At 35.8% G+C, this 17,445-nt stretch carries 12 protein-coding genes; 5 read left to right on the top strand and 7 right to left on the bottom strand.

The features are described 5' to 3' along the window. The first annotated feature begins 15 nt into the window (after positions 1–15). Complete coding sequence (locus C8N46_RS11915; RefSeq protein ID WP_108115126.1) at positions 16–828, top strand: hypothetical protein; 813 nt, start codon at positions 16–18, stop codon at positions 826–828. 285 nt (positions 829–1,113) lie between these two features. Here the strand turns inward: C8N46_RS11915 and C8N46_RS11920 are convergent, their stop codons facing one another. Then, entirely contained in the window at positions 1,114–2,793 is a 1,680-nt protein-coding gene (locus C8N46_RS11920; RefSeq protein WP_108115127.1) for an FG-GAP repeat protein, read from the bottom strand. Positions 2,794–3,303: 510 nt separating this feature from the next. Here C8N46_RS11920 and ctlX point away from each other — a divergent pair. After that, the gene (gene ctlX / locus C8N46_RS11925; RefSeq protein ID WP_108115128.1) at positions 3,304–4,239 is read left to right on the top strand and encodes a citrulline utilization hydrolase CtlX; all 936 of its coding nucleotides are present in this window, start codon (positions 3,304–3,306) and stop codon (positions 4,237–4,239) included. A gap of 350 nt (positions 4,240–4,589) precedes the next feature. Here ctlX and C8N46_RS11930 read toward each other — a convergent pair whose 3' ends face one another. Next, positions 4,590–6,023, bottom strand: coding sequence for a hypothetical protein (locus C8N46_RS11930; RefSeq protein WP_108115129.1), 1,434 nt, complete (start codon positions 6,021–6,023; stop codon positions 4,590–4,592). Positions 6,024–6,447: 424 nt separating this feature from the next. Further along, positions 6,448–7,896: a hypothetical protein gene (locus C8N46_RS11935; RefSeq protein ID WP_108115130.1), complete on the bottom strand. Its 1,449-nt coding sequence runs from the start codon at positions 7,894–7,896 to the stop codon at positions 6,448–6,450. Between the two features lie 334 nt (positions 7,897–8,230). On the opposite strand from C8N46_RS11935, the gene C8N46_RS11940 reads away from it, so the two are divergent. Then, entirely contained in the window at positions 8,231–8,644 is a 414-nt protein-coding gene (locus C8N46_RS11940; RefSeq protein WP_108115131.1) for an RrF2 family transcriptional regulator, read from the top strand. A gap of 79 nt (positions 8,645–8,723) precedes the next feature. Then, entirely contained in the window at positions 8,724–10,502 is a 1,779-nt protein-coding gene (gene argS / locus C8N46_RS11945) for an arginine--tRNA ligase (RefSeq protein ID WP_108115132.1), read from the top strand. A 101-nt stretch (positions 10,503–10,603) separates the two neighbouring features. Here the strand turns inward: argS and C8N46_RS11950 are convergent, their stop codons facing one another. From C8N46_RS11950 to C8N46_RS11965, 4 genes are all read right to left on the bottom strand, one after another. Beyond that, positions 10,604–11,059 (bottom strand): hypothetical protein, encoded by a 456-nt coding sequence (locus C8N46_RS11950; RefSeq protein WP_108115133.1) that lies wholly within the window; start codon positions 11,057–11,059, stop codon positions 10,604–10,606. Between the two features lie 83 nt (positions 11,060–11,142). After that, on the bottom strand, positions 11,143–13,449 hold the full coding sequence (locus tag C8N46_RS11955; RefSeq protein WP_108115134.1) for a TonB-dependent receptor plug domain-containing protein: 2,307 nt from the start codon (positions 13,447–13,449) through the stop codon (positions 11,143–11,145). Further along, positions 13,442–14,338, bottom strand: coding sequence for a FecR family protein (locus C8N46_RS11960; RefSeq protein ID WP_108115135.1), 897 nt, complete (start codon positions 14,336–14,338; stop codon positions 13,442–13,444). Before C8N46_RS11960 ends, C8N46_RS11955 begins: the two co-directional genes overlap by 8 nt. 385 nt (positions 14,339–14,723) lie before the next feature. After that, positions 14,724–15,239: an RNA polymerase sigma factor gene (locus C8N46_RS11965; RefSeq protein ID WP_108115136.1), complete on the bottom strand. Its 516-nt coding sequence runs from the start codon at positions 15,237–15,239 to the stop codon at positions 14,724–14,726. A gap of 118 nt (positions 15,240–15,357) precedes the next feature. Here C8N46_RS11965 and C8N46_RS11970 point away from each other — a divergent pair, with 118 nt between their 5' ends. Next, positions 15,358–17,367: a LamG domain-containing protein gene (locus C8N46_RS11970; protein WP_108115137.1), complete on the top strand. Its 2,010-nt coding sequence runs from the start codon at positions 15,358–15,360 to the stop codon at positions 17,365–17,367. Positions 17,368–17,445 lie beyond the last annotated feature (78 nt).

Genomic DNA, 17,445 nt, shown 5'->3' on the forward strand with positions numbered 1-17,445 from the left:
TTATAGATATAAAACATGAGAAAGAAAACAGCACAATTTTTAGTATGCGCATTGCTTTTATGCGTTTCTATTAGCGGAATGGCGCAAGGAGCCATCAGCGGATTTTACAATGTAAAAGGAACAGCAACTTTGGTCTTAGGTGCTGGATTTGAAGATTCAAAAAACTATTTTATCGGTCGCGTACGAAGCGATTTAAGTCGAAATCTATACAGTGTTTCTCTCTTTGGAATTTACGGAATTAGTAATCGCCTTAACGTACAAGCGTCTTTGCCATACTTATCAAGCGGAGAGCAAAACGGATTGCAAGATGCACAAATCTTTCTCAAATACAGAGCCTTTCAAGCACAACGAGAAACTTCCAAACTAGAAGTATCATTCGCAACAGGATTTTCTACAAATGTGAGCGATTACCGAATTGGTGGACTCAACGATTTGGGACAACAAGCTAAAATTTTAGAAACGCGCGCAATGTTGCATTATCAAAAAAACTCAGGCTGGTTTGCTACAGTGCAAAGTGGTTTTTCGTTCAAATTTGAAGAAGTTCCGAACAGTTTTCCATTTACACTCAAACTAGGAAAGGCAAGCGCCAAAGGATATTTTGATGTTTGGTACGACTTTCAATACGCTTTTGGCGGAATTGACTATCGTGGCACACCACGACCACAAAACTTCAGAGAATTAGGCGTGAATTTCCACAAAATCGGCGGAACCTACCATTTTCCGTTATCCAAAACTTCAGGAATTTACATTTCACCTTCCTACGTTATTGACGGGCGAAATGTTTTTCAAGGATTCGCATATCACGCAGGTTTTACTTATCAGTTGTAAAAGCTTTACGCTTTCCTATAAAGCTCTATTAGCTTTACTTTTATTTTCTACATAAATAAAGTTACTTAATTAACGTGAGTTCAACTTAAGAAATCACTATGCAATTCATAATTCACTGAGAAATAACTAATTGTCCGTTCGAGCGCAGACGAGAACAGCTAAGAATTGATAATTTCAAAGGAATCTCGGTAGCTTCGCTCGGTATCTACGATAATGCTCGATTTGACATTGAGCATAATTTATTAGTAATCAACTACATAATAAAATAGTTATATCGAACTCACGTTAATTAGATGAATACACATAAACAGCACCTGCATTTAGCAATGAATTATTAGTTTGATTTCCATTAATTCCTGTGGCGTTGCTTCTTTCAGAATAAGCACCAACGGCTAATAGCTCACCAGTTCCAGAAATTGATACTCCGGTGCCAAACCGATCAGAGCCATCTGTATTGGACGCTTTTAAATAAGCATGTTGTGTCCAAACACTACCATCATTAATAAAAATATATGCAGCACCTGAATTGGAGGCAGAAGTATTATTTTGATTTCCATTAACACCAGTAGCATTGCTAGCTTCTCTGTTAGATCCAACCAATAATGCATTGCCGTTATTCGATAAACTTATAGAAGTTCCAAAATTATAATTAGCTCCAGAATTTGAGGCTTTAAAATAAACAGTTTGTGTCCAGATTGTTCCTGATCTAGAAAATAAATAAACAGCTCCAGCTCCATAAGCTGAACTATCTGTTTGATCTCCATCAATCCCACTTGTAGCACTTCCTTCTCTCATTGCTCCAACAGCCATTATATTACCATCGCTAGAAAAACTAATCGAATCTCCAAAGGTGTAACCATTTCCTGGATTAGAAGCTTTTAAAAAAGCCTCTTGTGACCAAGTTGTTCCTGATCGTGTAAAAACATAAACTGCGCCACTTTGTGATACAGTAGTGCTTTCAAAATTAGCACCAACGGCTAATGTATTTCCATCATCTGATAATGCTACTGAATGACCAAAAAAAATGAAAAGACTTGTGTTAGAAGCTTTTAAATACGCTTCTTGTGACCAAGTAGTGCCAACTCTAGTAAATATATATGAAGCTCCACTACTAAGCGAGGAATTATTAGTTTGATCTCCGTTAACACCATTAGCATTACTAGCTTCAGATCTAGCACCAACCGCTAATGTGTTACCATCATAAGAAAGCGCAACCGACCATCCAAAATCATCATCACCTTCAGCATTTGATGCTTTAATATATGCCTCTTGTGACCAAGTTGTTCCTGTTCTTGTAAAAACATAAACAGCTCCGCTGTCAGACGCGGAATTATCAGCTTCATTACCGTTAATCCCAGTAGCACTGCTGTCTTCTCCAAATGCGCCAACAGCAAGTGTGTTTCCATCTCCAGATAAACTTAGACTATTGCTAAAAAAATCAGACGCATTGGTATTGGATGCTGTTATAAATGCTTGTTGTGACCAAGTTGTTCCTGTTCTTATAAATATATAAACAGCTCCTGCATTGCTTGATCTTTGGCGGGCACCAACCGCCATTGTATTGCCATCATCAGAAAGAGAAACTCTCCATCCAAGATAATCATCCGTTGCTGTATTTGATGCCTTTATATAATCGATATTGCTTGAGCTATCATAATTAATACTAATAATTTCATTTAATGTAAGTTGCCCACTACCATCTTCTTCAATACATACCCATTTAGAATTTTGATAAAAACAAGTACTGTTTCTAGACATATCAAAAACGATAGTTCCATCCACAGGAGGATTGCCATTACCATCTGTAACAGATTCCACATTGGTTACACGTGGAAGTACTAAACCAGTATTATTTACAGATGTGACATCTAGTGTCCCTTTAGGATCTGTTGTATTTATACCTACTTGAGCCTGAATAAGTAAAGAAAAAAAAAGGAAAGAGAGTAGTGTAATTATATTTTTCATGTAGTGTTAGTTTTGGTCGACGGTAATCTATAAAGTTATTAAAATAATTAGCAATAAAAAACAATTTTATTTTTAGCTTATTGGTGCTTAAAATTTAAAATATTCACCTTCTTTATATTGTAGAAAATAAGCCTAAAGATCAAATTATTAATTTACTATTGTTAAGTGTTTAGAATAGGAATATACCAAGTTATTACTCATGGAACAGCTACTTAGCTGGTATTGATTGTGCAGATTTTGGAGAAAAAATATGCTTCATGTATGTTTTACCTACCAATTGTAATATCCCGAAAGGATAAAAATAAAAAAACTGAATGTCAATTAATTACGAATAAGAACGTGCATTAGCATTTTTTTTTCGTGAAGGAAAATACTACTAAATTCACAAGATGTTTGAAAGGTTCATAATAGTATCAATATATCATTGAAAAAAGCCAAATTAAATTAGCATAATTTTAGTTTTTATGTAATTTTACCATCTCAAAAATAATTCTAAAATAGGTACGCAAAATGCAGCAAATTACCAATACAATTTTGATGGTACGTCCCGTTGCGTTTCGGATGAACGAACAAACGGCTGTAAACAATTATTACCAAGAAACTATTGACGATTTACAACCCAAAACCATTCAACAAAAAGCACAAGAAGAATTTGATGCCTATGTAGAAAAATTACGTGGAATTGGTGTCAACGTGGTGGTAATTCAAGATGAACAAGAGCCTGACACGCCCGATTCTATCTTTCCAAATAACTGGATTTCTTTTCACCAAAGTGGCAATGTGGGTATTTATCCAATGTTTGCTGAAAACCGTCGTTTGGAACGTAGGGAAGATGCGCTAGAAGTATTGGAAGCGCAAGGTTTTCATATTGAGAATGTGGTTGATTATACGTCGGCGGAAGAAGAAGGTGTTTTCTTAGAAGGAACAGGAAGTATGGTGCTTGATAGAGTCAACAGAAAAGCCTATTGCGCTTTATCACCAAGAGCGGATGAAGATTTGTTCATTGAGTTTTGTGAAGATTTTGAGTATTCGCCAGTCATTTTTACAGCGTATCAAACGGTAGAAGGAGAGCGTTTGCCAATTTATCATACGAATGTAATGATGTGTTTGGCAGAAACGTTTGCAGTGATATGTTTGGATTGTATCGATGACAAAAAAGAGCGTAAAATCGTGGAAAAGCATCTGAAAGAAGATGGCAAAGAAATCATTCGCATCACAGAAAAGCAAGTCGAAAACTTTGCAGGAAACATGTTACAGGTGTTAGGCGCAAATGACGAGCCGTATTTAGTGATGAGTCAATCTGCGTATGATTCGTTAACCAAAGAGCAAATATCACGTATTGAAAAACACTGTAAAATACTATCAAGTTCTATAGAAACTATTGAAACTTGCGGTGGAGGAAGCGCACGGTGCATGATGGCTGAGGTTTTCTTACCGAAAAAATGAATTCCTGCGTAGGCCGGAATCTCACAAAATTCAATGTCACATAAAGTTTTGTGACATTAATCTATAAACTGTGTAAGTTTTAAAAACTCAGGATAAAATTCAATCCTGAGTTTTTTTATTTTAACGTGAGTTCGACTTAAGAAATCACTATGCAATTCATAATTCACTGATAAATAACTAATTGTACGTTCGAGCGCAGTCGAGAACAGCTAAGAATTGATAATTTCAAAGGAATCTCGGTAGCTTCGCTCGGTATCTACGATAATGCTCGATTTGACATTGATCATAATTTATTAGTAATCAACTACATAATAAAATAGTTATATCGAACTCACGTATTTTATTAATGCTTACCTAAGTACTCCTAAATTAATCATTTCAAAAGTCCATGAAACTCCAGCTCCAAGACTTATAGGTAAAATAGAAACACCTGCTGTTAAAGACAACCCAGGACCACAGTTACTCCAATTAGTAGTGTCCATTGGGTAATTACCAGATATATTTACCCCGACCCCAGCACCTGCGATTGGTGTATCAAAGGAAACTCTTGTATACACTCCAAACCCTTTAAGACTTTCAGGTGTAGATTTTGGGAAAATTCCAAGAGCAACTCCAATATCAGCACTTACATTTGTTTCGAACCCTGCAGAAGTTATTAGAACTAGCATAGAACGGTTGGTACCATCTAAACTGAACAGAAAACCTATACTATAACCGATTGAAAGAAAAAATGAAGCATCAGCTTCTATTCCTATAAAAAGTGCAGGCCCACCTTTTCCATTAGGAGATTGTGTATTTGGAGCGATAATATTTTTAAACCCAGTCATGGCTGGGCTTTTTTGGAAGTTCTCCACCTTATTTGTTAATGCTCTATCGAGATTAATTCCCCAAAATAATGAGCTTGGGCCAACAGGTATTTTATTTAGATCATCTCTAATACTGCTTGCTTTTCCGTGTAAATCATTATTTTTGGCATATTCAGCCAATTCTTTCATTTTAGCTTTTTGTGAATCAGATGGAGGTGTGGGTATTGCTCTTGCTCTTGAAACATATGGTTGTGTTAGTCCTACTAACGCTTGGAAATTAATCATATTTAATACTCCATGTCCACTTGCATTTTCTCCATAATACTGCAGACCAAAACGTGCCTTAACATTATCATAAGCTGTTATTTTTTGTTCGAAAATTAATTTTTCATTTTCCCAAAGTTTCAAATTATCCTCTTGAAAAACCATAACTACCTTGTGTAAATTAAAATTCGCTCCAATCGAAAGTTCTGAATCACCCATGAATACCCAGTTAGATTCATCACCTTTAGGATCTATATAATAATATTTTCCGAATGGTTCATATTCTCCGTTTTTATCTTTAGCATAGTGAAGCATTAGTCCACCTGGTAGTATTGCAGAAACACTACCCGTATCATCCTTATTTATATTATGAACAGTTATTGCAAAAGAAAAAGTAACGCTTAGAGGGATATTCTTTTCTTTATCATTTAATGTAAATGATTTGTTGAGAGTTGCAATAACGCCTCCACCTTCATTATTTAAAAATCCAAACTCTATACCGTTTTGGAGAAATACACAACTCTTTTTTACAGGAATTTTTTGTGAATTATTATTTTCACGTATAACACTCCATTCAGAGGATCGTTGATTAAAAGGATTAAAATTGACTTTGTCTCCATAGCCTATGCCTACCTTGTCCTCATCTCTTTTTCGTGTTGGATGTAGCTCTATTAATTCAAAAATTTCGGGACTAAAACCATATTGTTCTTCCATTGGTGTTTATTTTAAATGTTTATTGTTAGTACTCATTAAGAATTATAAATGGATTTCTAGAAAACTTACTGGAAATACTATTTCTTTAAATTTTAATACAAAGGATGTTAATCAAGCTTCATTATTGAGAAATAATATAAGCTAAATCTAATGTATTGTTTAGGTAGAATTTCAGGCATAAATACCCAATTTACAATAAGAGTAATTACGCGCTAGTTCTTTTTTTTAGCGAGCTATATATTTCTTTTAAGATACTATCATGAATTTTCCTTAGGTTCGTTTTCTTTTAGTAACTCTACTCAACCCAAAAAGAAAATGACTGTTGCGTGTTTGTAACGCTTGCAAAATAAAAACATAAAAAAGCCTGAGAAGTCAAATTTCTCAGGCTTTTTCTATAAGTTCTAACAATATAACAATCTTGAAATTACTTTCCGCAATCGTTGTATTCTTGAATAATTTGCTTGAGATTTTCCTCGTTTGTTACATCAAACTCACCTGCTTTCAAGTCATTCGCAAGTTGCTTGCAATTCTTTAAGTATTTTGCCATTGCCTTAGAAAGTTTTTCATTCGAACGATTGTCTATCATAAAGCCAACATCTTCATCAGCAACTTTAATAACATAAGTGCCTTCTTCTCCAGGTTTGATTAAAACCATACTTCCGTTTTCTTCATAAATTTCTTCATAAAAGTAGGAGTTGTTAAATCCAAAATTAGAGGCATTTGCGAATTTCTTTAGCGCATTTCCTTTGGTTTTCATACCGTGAAAAGTCTTCGTTACACCTTCATCTACAGCTGTGAAAGAGATGCCATCTTTTGCAGAAAATTTCTTAATGCGTGTTCTTCCTTTCTCATTTTCATAGCGAATACTGATAAATTTCCCATAATTGTCAATCGAATTCATATCGTGTAATCCCGGAACTTCTTGTCCTGGTTCTAGCACGAGTCGCTCAAAAATCACATACACAGTTCCCTTATATTGCGTCCCTTTATTATCCGTAATGCTTCCTGGAACACCGTACAGATTAACACTATTTTCTTTAGCGATTTTTACTTTTTCTTTATGAAATTCACTTTTGTATTTTTTTGCTTGACGACCAAATACATAACCACGACCGACCATTTCTTCGACAAAAAGCTGACCGAATGTTCTTGAAAAATAACTGGTAAACATGGTTTTTGAGCCTTCATCAAATTCAAAAGTCTCATCGGTATAGGTTTTTACAACTGCGGCTGTCGATCCTATTTTGTTCGATTCTTGCGCCGTTGCCACACGAATACCATCTAAGTCTGTAATAACGTATGCTTTTTCGGAAGCGGTATAATATACTTTACCAACAATATTTGTTCCGCGTGTGCCGCCAAAAGTGATGGTTCCGTTAGGTTTTACATAGGGTTTGTAACGACCTACAGTTTGCTTGCGTTTGTCGGCTTCAAGTTTTGCTTCTGCTGCTATCTTCATATACTTTTCACTGATAGATTCGCGCTCTTGCGCAAAAAAGTCTGCTACTGCTTGCTTGTCAATTCCATCCGCATCAATCAAACCATACTTTTCACTCAACAGGCGAATGATAATTTTCTTTGTATTAAAAGAAGTTTGTAAAATTTCATATAAAATCTCAGTCTTAGTGCCATCTACAGCAGTCATTTCCAAATACTGATGATCTTGAATAGACGAAATAGAGAGTGCTTTATACGCAACATCAAAGGCTTTTTCACCCGATAAATACTTAAACGTATACTTATTTCGGGCGTCACCATCCTCTATAATAGCAACTTCCTTATTGTCAAAAAGAATCTTATTCTTCTTAATTTTAATTTTTTGACTAATTGCCAAAGCAGGCAACAACAACAATACCACTAAAATGTTTTTCATTATCAATATTTAATTTAAAATCAATTGGCGACTAAATTACTAAAAATAAAAGTGCACAGAATGAGAATGTTAGAGTATTTACTTCATAATCGAGGTTTAAAATGCTCCGGCGCTTGTCCAAAGTAGTAGACTAAGTGAAGGGAAGATGTGTGAGTTTTTGATGAAAAACCAGCATTAATGATTTTATAGTACAAAAAATTAAAAAAATGAATACGATTGTGGTTAATCTGTCAGATAATTAACATTTTCTTTGTTTTTGTGAAACATCCCGTTATTTTTGTGCCTAAGATTGTAACGCCTCGAAAATGTTCCCACATATCAGAAAACTAGTCACATGTTGTCTAAAAAAACAAAATATGGGCTTAAAGCATTAAGTTATATTGCTAATAAAGGCGATGATGCTCCAGTACTAATCTCAGAAATTGCTACAGAAGAAAATATCTCAAAAAAATTCTTGGAAGCCATTCTGCTTCAACTCAAAAACAACGGTTTATTGGGCTCAAAAAAAGGAAAAGGAGGCGGTTACTATTTGATAAAAACTCCCAAAGAAATCAAAGTCGCTTCACTCATCCGAATTTTAGAAGGTCCTATTGCGATGTTGCCCTGCGTGAGTTTAAATTTCTACGAAAAATGTGACGATTGTAAAGATGAAACGCAATGTGGATTGCATCACATTATGATTGAAGTCCGCGATAATATGTTGGCAGTTTTAGAAAACAAAACTTTAGAAGATTTGACGAGTTTATAAATCTGAATTATCTCTCACAACTTTTCGTCAATCCTTATCAATAATTGATATCTTTGCATCTTAAATTTTTTTGAGAATCATGAATATTCAAGAAGTATTAACAGCAAAAGTCAAAGAAGCATTTGAAAACTTATACAGTGCCACATTAGATACTGTAGAGTTTCAAGCAACCCGAAAAGATTTTGAAGGAGATATTACCGTAGTTGTATTTCCGATGTTACGCGTTAAAAAAATGAATCCTGCACAACTCGGCGAAGAGTTAGGGAACTTTTTAGTGGAACATGTTGCTGAGGTACGTCGCTTCAACGTGGTCAAAGGATTTTTAAATCTCGTGATTGACGATGCGTATTACTTAAATTTCTTCGCGAAGAGTACTGAAAATGAAACGTTCGGACATGCAACTCAAAAAGCTGGAGAAGCTGCTGTAATGGTAGAATATTCATCACCAAATACCAACAAACCCTTGCACTTAGGACACATTCGAAACAACTTGTTAGGATATAGTGTTGCCGAAATCATCAAAGCTTCTGGAAAAAAAGTATACAAAACCCAAATCATCAACGATCGAGGAATTCACATCTGTAAATCCATGTTGGCTTGGAAACGCTATGGAAATGGCGAAACACCTGAATCCACAGGTATCAAAGGTGATAAGTTAGTTGGAAATTACTATGTGAAATTTGATAGTGTTTACAAGCAAGAAATTGTAGAATTGGTAGCCAACGGAATGCCAGAAGAAGAAGCAAAAAAGCAAGCGCCGATTTTGTTGGAAGCACAAGAAATGTTACGTAAATGGGAAGCAGGCGATGCTGAAACGGTGGCGTTGTGGAAGCAAATGAATCAATGGGTATATGATGGTTTTGCGGTGACGTATAAAAACCTAGGTGTTGATTTTGATGCCTTATACTATGAAAGTGACACCTATTTATTAGGAAAAGATTTTGTCGCGGAAGGTTTGGAAAGCGGTGTTTTTTATAAAAAAGAAGACGGTTCTGTGTGGTGCGATTTGACTGATGAAGGTTTGGACGAAAAAATCGTATTGCGTGCCGATGGAACTGCGGTATACATGACACAAGACATCGGAACGGCAATTCAGCGTGTAAAAGACTATCCAGATGTAGGAGGAATGATTTACACAGTTGGGAACGAACAAGATTATCACTTTAAAGTACTGTTCTTAATCTTGAAAAAACTTGGATTCGATTGGTCTAAAAATCTCTATCACTTATCCTATGGAATGGTGGATTTGCCAAGCGGAAAAATGAAAAGTCGTGAAGGAACTGTGGTAGATGCGGATGATTTAATGATTGAAATGGCAGCAACCGCCAAAGAAATTTCACAAGAATTAGGAAAACTAGACGGATATTCTGAAGAAGAAAAAGAGGAACTCTACAAAATCATCGGAATGGGCGCGTTGAAGTACTTTATCTTAAAAGTAGATCCCAAAAAACGTATTCTATTTGATCCAAAAGAATCGATTGATTTTGCAGGAAATACAGGGCCTTTCATTCAATATACCTATGCGCGTATTCAGTCCATCTTGCGTAAGGCAGATTTTGACTATTCCAAAGAAATCGCTGGAATTGATTTAGACATTCGCGAAAAAGAAATACTAAAGCAATTGCAAGGCTATCCAGATGCCGTACAATTGGCAGCTAACAATCAAAGTCCAGCAGTCATTGCCAATTACACCTACGATTTGGTGAAATTGTATAATTCGTTCTTCCAAAACATTTACATCTTAGGTGAAGAAAACCAAGACAAAAAAATATTCAGAGTTCAGTTGTCTAAAAAAGTAGGCGACACCATAAAATTAGCCTTTGGTCTGTTGGGAATTGAAGTTCCTGAGCGCATGTAGCCATTAGAAAAGCTAGTATAAAAACTATAAAGCACATATTCTTTGGAGTATGTGCTTTTATTTTTTGTTTTCGAGATAAACTTAAAACTCTACCCAAAAACTCAATGTTGACTTTCGGCAAGAGCTACTCTTTTGGAATAGAGCAGATCCAATAACTGCATTTTATTTTTAATTTGTAGTAAAGCAGAAAATTGGAATTCTAGACTTTTAATAAGAAAGACTGAATTACTTTTAGTTAATTCCAAACTACGCAATCTTTCATATAAACTATCAGACAAATTTTCATTGTGAGTTTCCTTTAAATGCGCCAGATACTTACTAAAGGTCATATCTTTAAATAAGAGCTTATCGGAAGCATTCGCTTTTAAAATATAATTTTCTATATCTAGTTGAACTTCTTTAGACAGCTTTTGAGTTGCTTTAAATCGTACTTCTAAAGGATCGATATATTCTTCTTCTTTCTCTTCTTCTTTTTCTTCTTTGCGTTTATGAAAGAAAAAGTATTCAACAGCAATCATTACAATTATAAACCCTAAAATTCCAATAGTTACTTCCATGTATTTTAAAATTATGATAATATATTTAAAAATCAAAGAGGTACGTAAGATTTTAATCACATTTTATAACATGGTGATATAGTTTAAAAATCAACCCGAAAACTCAAATTGGGCGTAATGCCTAAGGCACGATTTTGAATTTGAGAAACCACATCATTGTCCAAATTGTAGTATTCGTTTAAGACGTTTTGTTGGTTGAAAATATTCCAGATAGAGAGTCCAATTTTAGAATATATTTTCTTCTTTTTAGACAAAGTAAAACGATAGGTTGATGAAAAATCCGTTCTAAAATAGTTTTCTAAGGTTGCTGCATTTGGTGCGTTGTAGTTGATTTCACCATTTGTGACTTCTGGCGTTCCAACGGTGGTGTTGGGAATTCCTGTGCGGAAGTAACTTCCCAATGAAAACTCAAATTGTTTCCATGAATAGGTTGCGCCTAATGTGAGATTGTGTGTAATGTCAATATTATTTGGGAACGAATTTCCATTGTTGAGTGAGGAGAATTCATAATTGTTTTTGCTGATAGAATAACTCAACCACGTATTCAAATCGTACCATTTTTTGTTGAATAAAAAGTCAATTCCGTAGGTTGTATAGCTTCCTACCGCATTCACAAATTGAAACTGATTTTGAAACCCTTGACTTCGCGTGGTAATGCCGTCAACATCTTTTATATATGCTTCTGCCGTAATCAACAAATTATTTTTGGTGTATTGCACGCCAACAGACGCTTGTTTGCTTTCAATCAGTGGAATAGAAGTGCCGTTTGCCAAAGTCCAACGACGTTTTTCCACACCTAAAAAATCATTTTGTAAGTCAATTACTTGTGAGATGGCTTGACTTTTAAATTCACCCAACACCAACACACTAAAATAATTAGAGAATTGCTGTCGAAAACTCAATCGTGGTTCCCAACGGAATTTGTCAATCTTTCCATACTGATTCGCGCGAAATCCCAAAGTTAACATGGTGCGATAACTGTCTGAAAAATAATGAACTTCTGAATACAAGGCGTGATTTCGCATGACATCTTTACGTTCGCTGCGAAATTGCGGATTGCTCACATCTTGAATGTTGGTAATGCCAATTTCAGAAAACTGATAGCCGCTTTCTACGGTAAAATTTTCATCAATTCGGTATTTGGTATGAAATTTTATAGAGCTATCTGCCAAATCATTTTCCTGAAATAATCGCTGATTGTCCGCAATGTTGAAGTTGGTGGCTTCCAAATTGTAATTTGAAGTGTACAACTGTACTTGGGTAGAAAATGCAGGATTCCATTCGCGAAAATAGGTCAGTCCAGTTGCCAAGTTTCGTTGTGTAATGCCACTATTGACGGTGAGTTGTCTGTTGTTCAAAGTAGCTTCTTCTGTATAGCTTAAATCGTTGAAAATATTCAAAAAGCTAAACTGTAAATTTTCAGTTTTAGAAATATCATAAATAAACTTTGCGCCCACATCGTAAAAATAAAAATCTCTATCGGTCGTCGTCGTTCTATTGGTTTCTTGATTGTTGTTGGTGATGTCAGTATCTTGAAAAATTCGATCAAAATAAATGGCGTAGGTTGGTGTTTCTAGCAAATCGGTAATCGCTCTTCGTGCTGAAACCTGTACTTCCATCTTTTTGTTGAGCGGTACTTTGCCAAAACCATCAACGTGAATTAGGTTCAATCCCGCGCCAGCGATTAAAGAATCATTTACATGTGCGTCCAAATCCATTTGAATCATTCCAGAAACGCCATCGCCGTGTTGCGCGCTGGTACCGTTTTTTGTCACGGTAATTTTCTTTAGGAAATACGGATTAAATGCAGAAATCAACCCGAAAAAGTGTCCAGATTGATACATTTTAATATCGTCCCACAATAAAATATTTTGGTCGTTTGTACCGCCGCGAATGTTGATGTTAGAAACCGTTTCGTTTACGCTAGAAATGCCAGGCAAAGCTTGAATCGTTAATAATACATCAGGTTCGGTAACGCCAGGAAGAATGCTGAAATTTTTAGGTTTTACGGTAATTTGTCCATTTCTATTCGTAGAAATTCCCGACGCAATATATTCGGTCAAATACACTTCGTCCAACTCTTGAATTTGGTCTATAAAAACCGTAATAGCAATGTAGCGTTCGTTGATAATGGTAAAGCGCAAGTTGGTTTCCTGCTCAAAACCGTCTAACAATTCTTGTAATGAAATTATTTTTTTTCTTGGCGTAACTACAACCGTATCGAGCGTATTATCGACATACGAAAAAACGACATCGTATTGCTTTTGGATGCTGGGTAATAATTTGGACAGTAAAATTTTATTCTCTTGATTTTCTTGTGCGATAAGACACTGAAAACTAAGAAAGAAGCATAGAAAAGTGAAAAAAGTGAGTACGCGTTTTTTAATCACGTTTTAGAATAATCGAATGTTGTTTTTTCTGATACTTCAAGTTAAACGGTAATGTAATGGATTGTAGTGCGGTATCAATATTTGTATGCGTGAAACTTCCAGTAACTATTTGAGAAGTGTCAATATTTTTGGCTTCTACCGTTACATCATATTGTCGTTCAAACTCTTGAATAACTTCCTGTAAAGGTAAACTTTTAAAAGAACTTTCATTGCGAATCCACGTAGGTTCTTTCAGATTTTCTTTTTCGTAGCGAAATTCTTTCCCATTCAGTATTCCATAGCTTTCTCCTGGTGATAATACCACGCTTTTGTCGTTGTGCGTCACTTTTACAGAACCTTCATAGCAAAACACTTCAAACAAGTGATTGCGCTGTTTTACGTTAAATTCAGTTCCTAAAACAGTGACAATCCCGTCGTCTGTTAGCACACTAAAAGTCTTTCCTTTTGCGACTTTAAAATACGCTTCTCCATTGAGATTGACTTCCCGTTTGTCTGTCCACGTATCTTTATCAAAAGACACGCTAGAAACCGCATTGAGCATTACTTCGGAAGTATCGGGCAATTCGATGCGTGTTTTATGTGCCACTACCGTTTCATGCGTTGTGAGTGTTGGTAAGGTGGCATAAAAATAAGTGCCAAACCCGATGACTAATATGGCGGCAATTTTAAGCAAAGGCATCAACCAAGTCGTCGACTTTGGGGTATCTTTTTTTGTAGTCGTTACAGTATTGTATGCCGAATTTACGTCTACTTCAGGCGCTTTAAAATACTGTAAAGCGGTTTGCATCTTGGTCAATTCCTCGTAATCGTCAAGCTGTTTAAAAGCTTCCAATTCCTCAGGAGTCAACGCATGATCCAACCATTTCTGAATTAATTCTTCTCGTTTCATAATCGTTACTTATCTATATAACAACTTACTATGTAAAATTCCCCTGTGTTTTTTAAGTATTCAGTACTGAGATATTCGTATTGAGATTGTTTTCATTAAAATGAATCGCTTCATAGCAGATTTCGACACAAAATCGCTGCGAGATTTCACTCAATCTGACGTTTGGCAATCAAACACATCAAAAATCAGCAATTGGCAATTATCAATCAAAACCGTCACTTCGAGTGAATTTGTGTAACAAATTCGTATCGAGAAGTACTAGGAAAACGAATGTTTCACAGCAGATTTCGATACAAAATCGCTAGGCGATTTCACTCAATCTGACGATATGAAATCAAACAAATCAAAAATCAAAAATCGTCAATCGTCAATCAAAAATCGTACATCACAACTCCTCAATCTCTTCTCGTAGCTTTGCCAGCGCTCTGTAAATACGTTTTTCCACTGCTTTAGTGGAAATATCCAAAATAGCTGCAATTTCTTTGTGACGTTTTCCTTCCACACGATTCATCAAAAAAGCAACGCGTTCCGATTCGGTCAAATTTCCAATGGCGCGTTGTAATTTTTGTAAATATTCTTGCTCTTGCATTAAAAATTCGGGACTCTCGTTGGTATGCGATTTTGGCTTTATTTTTTGATGTTGCAATACTACTTTGTGATGTTTTACTTCGTTCAGCATCAAATTATTGCCAATCGTAAACACATAGCTTTTGGCTTTTTCGGGAGAAACTTTTCCACAATTTTGCCACAACTTCGTAAAAGCTTCCTGCGTTTTATCTTCGGGATTCAAATAATCACCAAACTTATAGTACAAATACGAATACAAACTTTGGTAATGCTTCTTAAAAAAACTAGAAAACATCACCTCATTACAAATAGTATCTTGGAGCGATTTTGGCATTTAGGTTGGCTTAACGATGGACTAAAAGTAAACATAAATTTTTTATAAATAAAAGGTAGGAATTTTACTGTTTGAGTTGTTCAATAGATAGCATACTAAAAGAGTAGACTAGTATTTTATGAATAAAATTGCCCCAATAAAAGCTATAAAAACGGTGCTATTGCTGTGCGCGATGAGTTTTTGTTTTTATGCTTGTCAAGAAGAAAATGCACAAACTTCTGAACCTGATACAGCAACTACGTTGGTACCCAATACTACCTTACCTCGCTTGATGGAGCGCGTATCGTTGCTCGATGGTTCTGTGGATAATTTTATTGATAATGCCAATTGTTTTATAGTCGATTTGCCTGTGACGATTTCCGCCAACGGAACCACAATTACTATCAATACACCAAATGACTATCCTGCGATGTTGGAATTGTTGCAGCAATCTGATGAAAATACGGTTGAAATTGCCTTTCCTATTACTATTATTTTAAGCGATTATACAGAAATTAGTATTGAAAACGAAGAAGAACTCGCGACGCAGATTTCAAATTGTGCTGGACCGAATCAGCCAGATATTGACATAGAATGTATAGACTTTCAATATCCTTTTACAATGGCTATTTTCAATACCAATTTTGAAGTAACAGAAACGCTCACCATCACAGATGATGAAGAATTATTTACTTTTTTAGCAACGTTGGCAAATGGTGTGGTGGCGAGTATCAACTATCCCATCAATTTGATACAAGCAGACGGAACTGTTATTACCGTCAATAGTAATGAAGCATTGGAAGCGGCAATCGCTGCGGCGGAAAATTCTTGCGATGAAGACGATGACAACAATTATAATGACGCCGATTGTACAGAAACACAAGTAACGGCGAGTTTGATAAACTGCTTTTGGCGAATCACTAATTTTGCTGGAAATACGGAATTGCCTTATGAATTCTATTTTAACCAAGATGGCTCGTTTACGTTTTCTACAGAACCGACCAGTAGTACTACACACACCGGAAATTGGGAAGTCGCAGTTTCGCAAGGAAGTTTGGTGTTGAACATTTCTAATATTTCAGATGAATTTACCTTGCTCAACGGTTCGTGGATTATTGCTGAATGCAGCGAAGACGAATTGATAGTCTACAACGGAAATCAAGAAGTCGTGTTAGAAAAAATATGTGAAAACACGACTGCTTTTGAATGTTTTGAAAACACAACACTCACCGTGTGCGATGAAGAAAATCCGTTTGATGGTTTTGTTGAAATGGACTTAGAAGCATTGGTAATTGCACCTATCAATTGTACGCAAGAATTTACCTTTTCATTCCACACAACGCAAGCAGATGCAGATTCTGATACCAATGCGCTCAATCCGAATTCATACACCAATACTGCCACGATAGAAACCTTGTATTTGCGCATTGTAGCGTTGGATGGCACTTTTGAAGTATATACGATAGAAATCACAGTTGAAGATTGCTGTACCAACGATACCATTTTAACGGAAAACTTGGTGTTATACCTGCCGTTTGCCAATGAAACAACAGATTTGGTAAGCAATTGGGAAGCTTCAGGAAATTACAATTATGTGTCTGATAGAGCCGGAAATCAAAACTGCGCGATTTCGTTTAACGGCAATGAAATGGTTGAAATTCCTGTGACAGCTATGAATCAAATTGTGCAAGGCGATGCGTTTTCGGTAAGTCTGTGGTTTCGAATGCAAAATACCAATCCGTCTAACTATGAAATTCTATTCCAAAAAGGAAGTTCGGTCAGTGAAGGTTTTCAAATCAGTGTATTTGATTTGAACACGCCCGTATTCAGTGATGCAGATTCGGGTTACGGTTTGTGGGATGATCCTTGGAATATGGACGCCAATTTACCAAGCGACACGACCAATTGGCATCACTTGGTCATTACCGTTGATGAAAACAATACCGTGCGCTTGTATCGTGACGGAATTCAACGAAACGTAGATGAAAATGCCAGTATTGATATAGGAAATACGCCGTTACAAAATTATATTTTAGGAAATGGCTTTGAAGGTCATTTAGACGACATACGCATGTACAAAGTGGCGCTCAATCCAAATCAAATAACTCAGTTGTACAACTTGGAAGCCGATTGCAACAACTGTTTATAAGAAATAAAGAATAAGTGTTTATTTAAGTTAGTTTAGTGACTTAGTCAAAAAGCTGCCTCAATTCATTTTGGGGTGGTT

This window comes from Kordia periserrulae, from assembly GCF_003054265.1.
Classification (GTDB): domain Bacteria; phylum Bacteroidota; class Bacteroidia; order Flavobacteriales; family Flavobacteriaceae; genus Kordia; species Kordia periserrulae.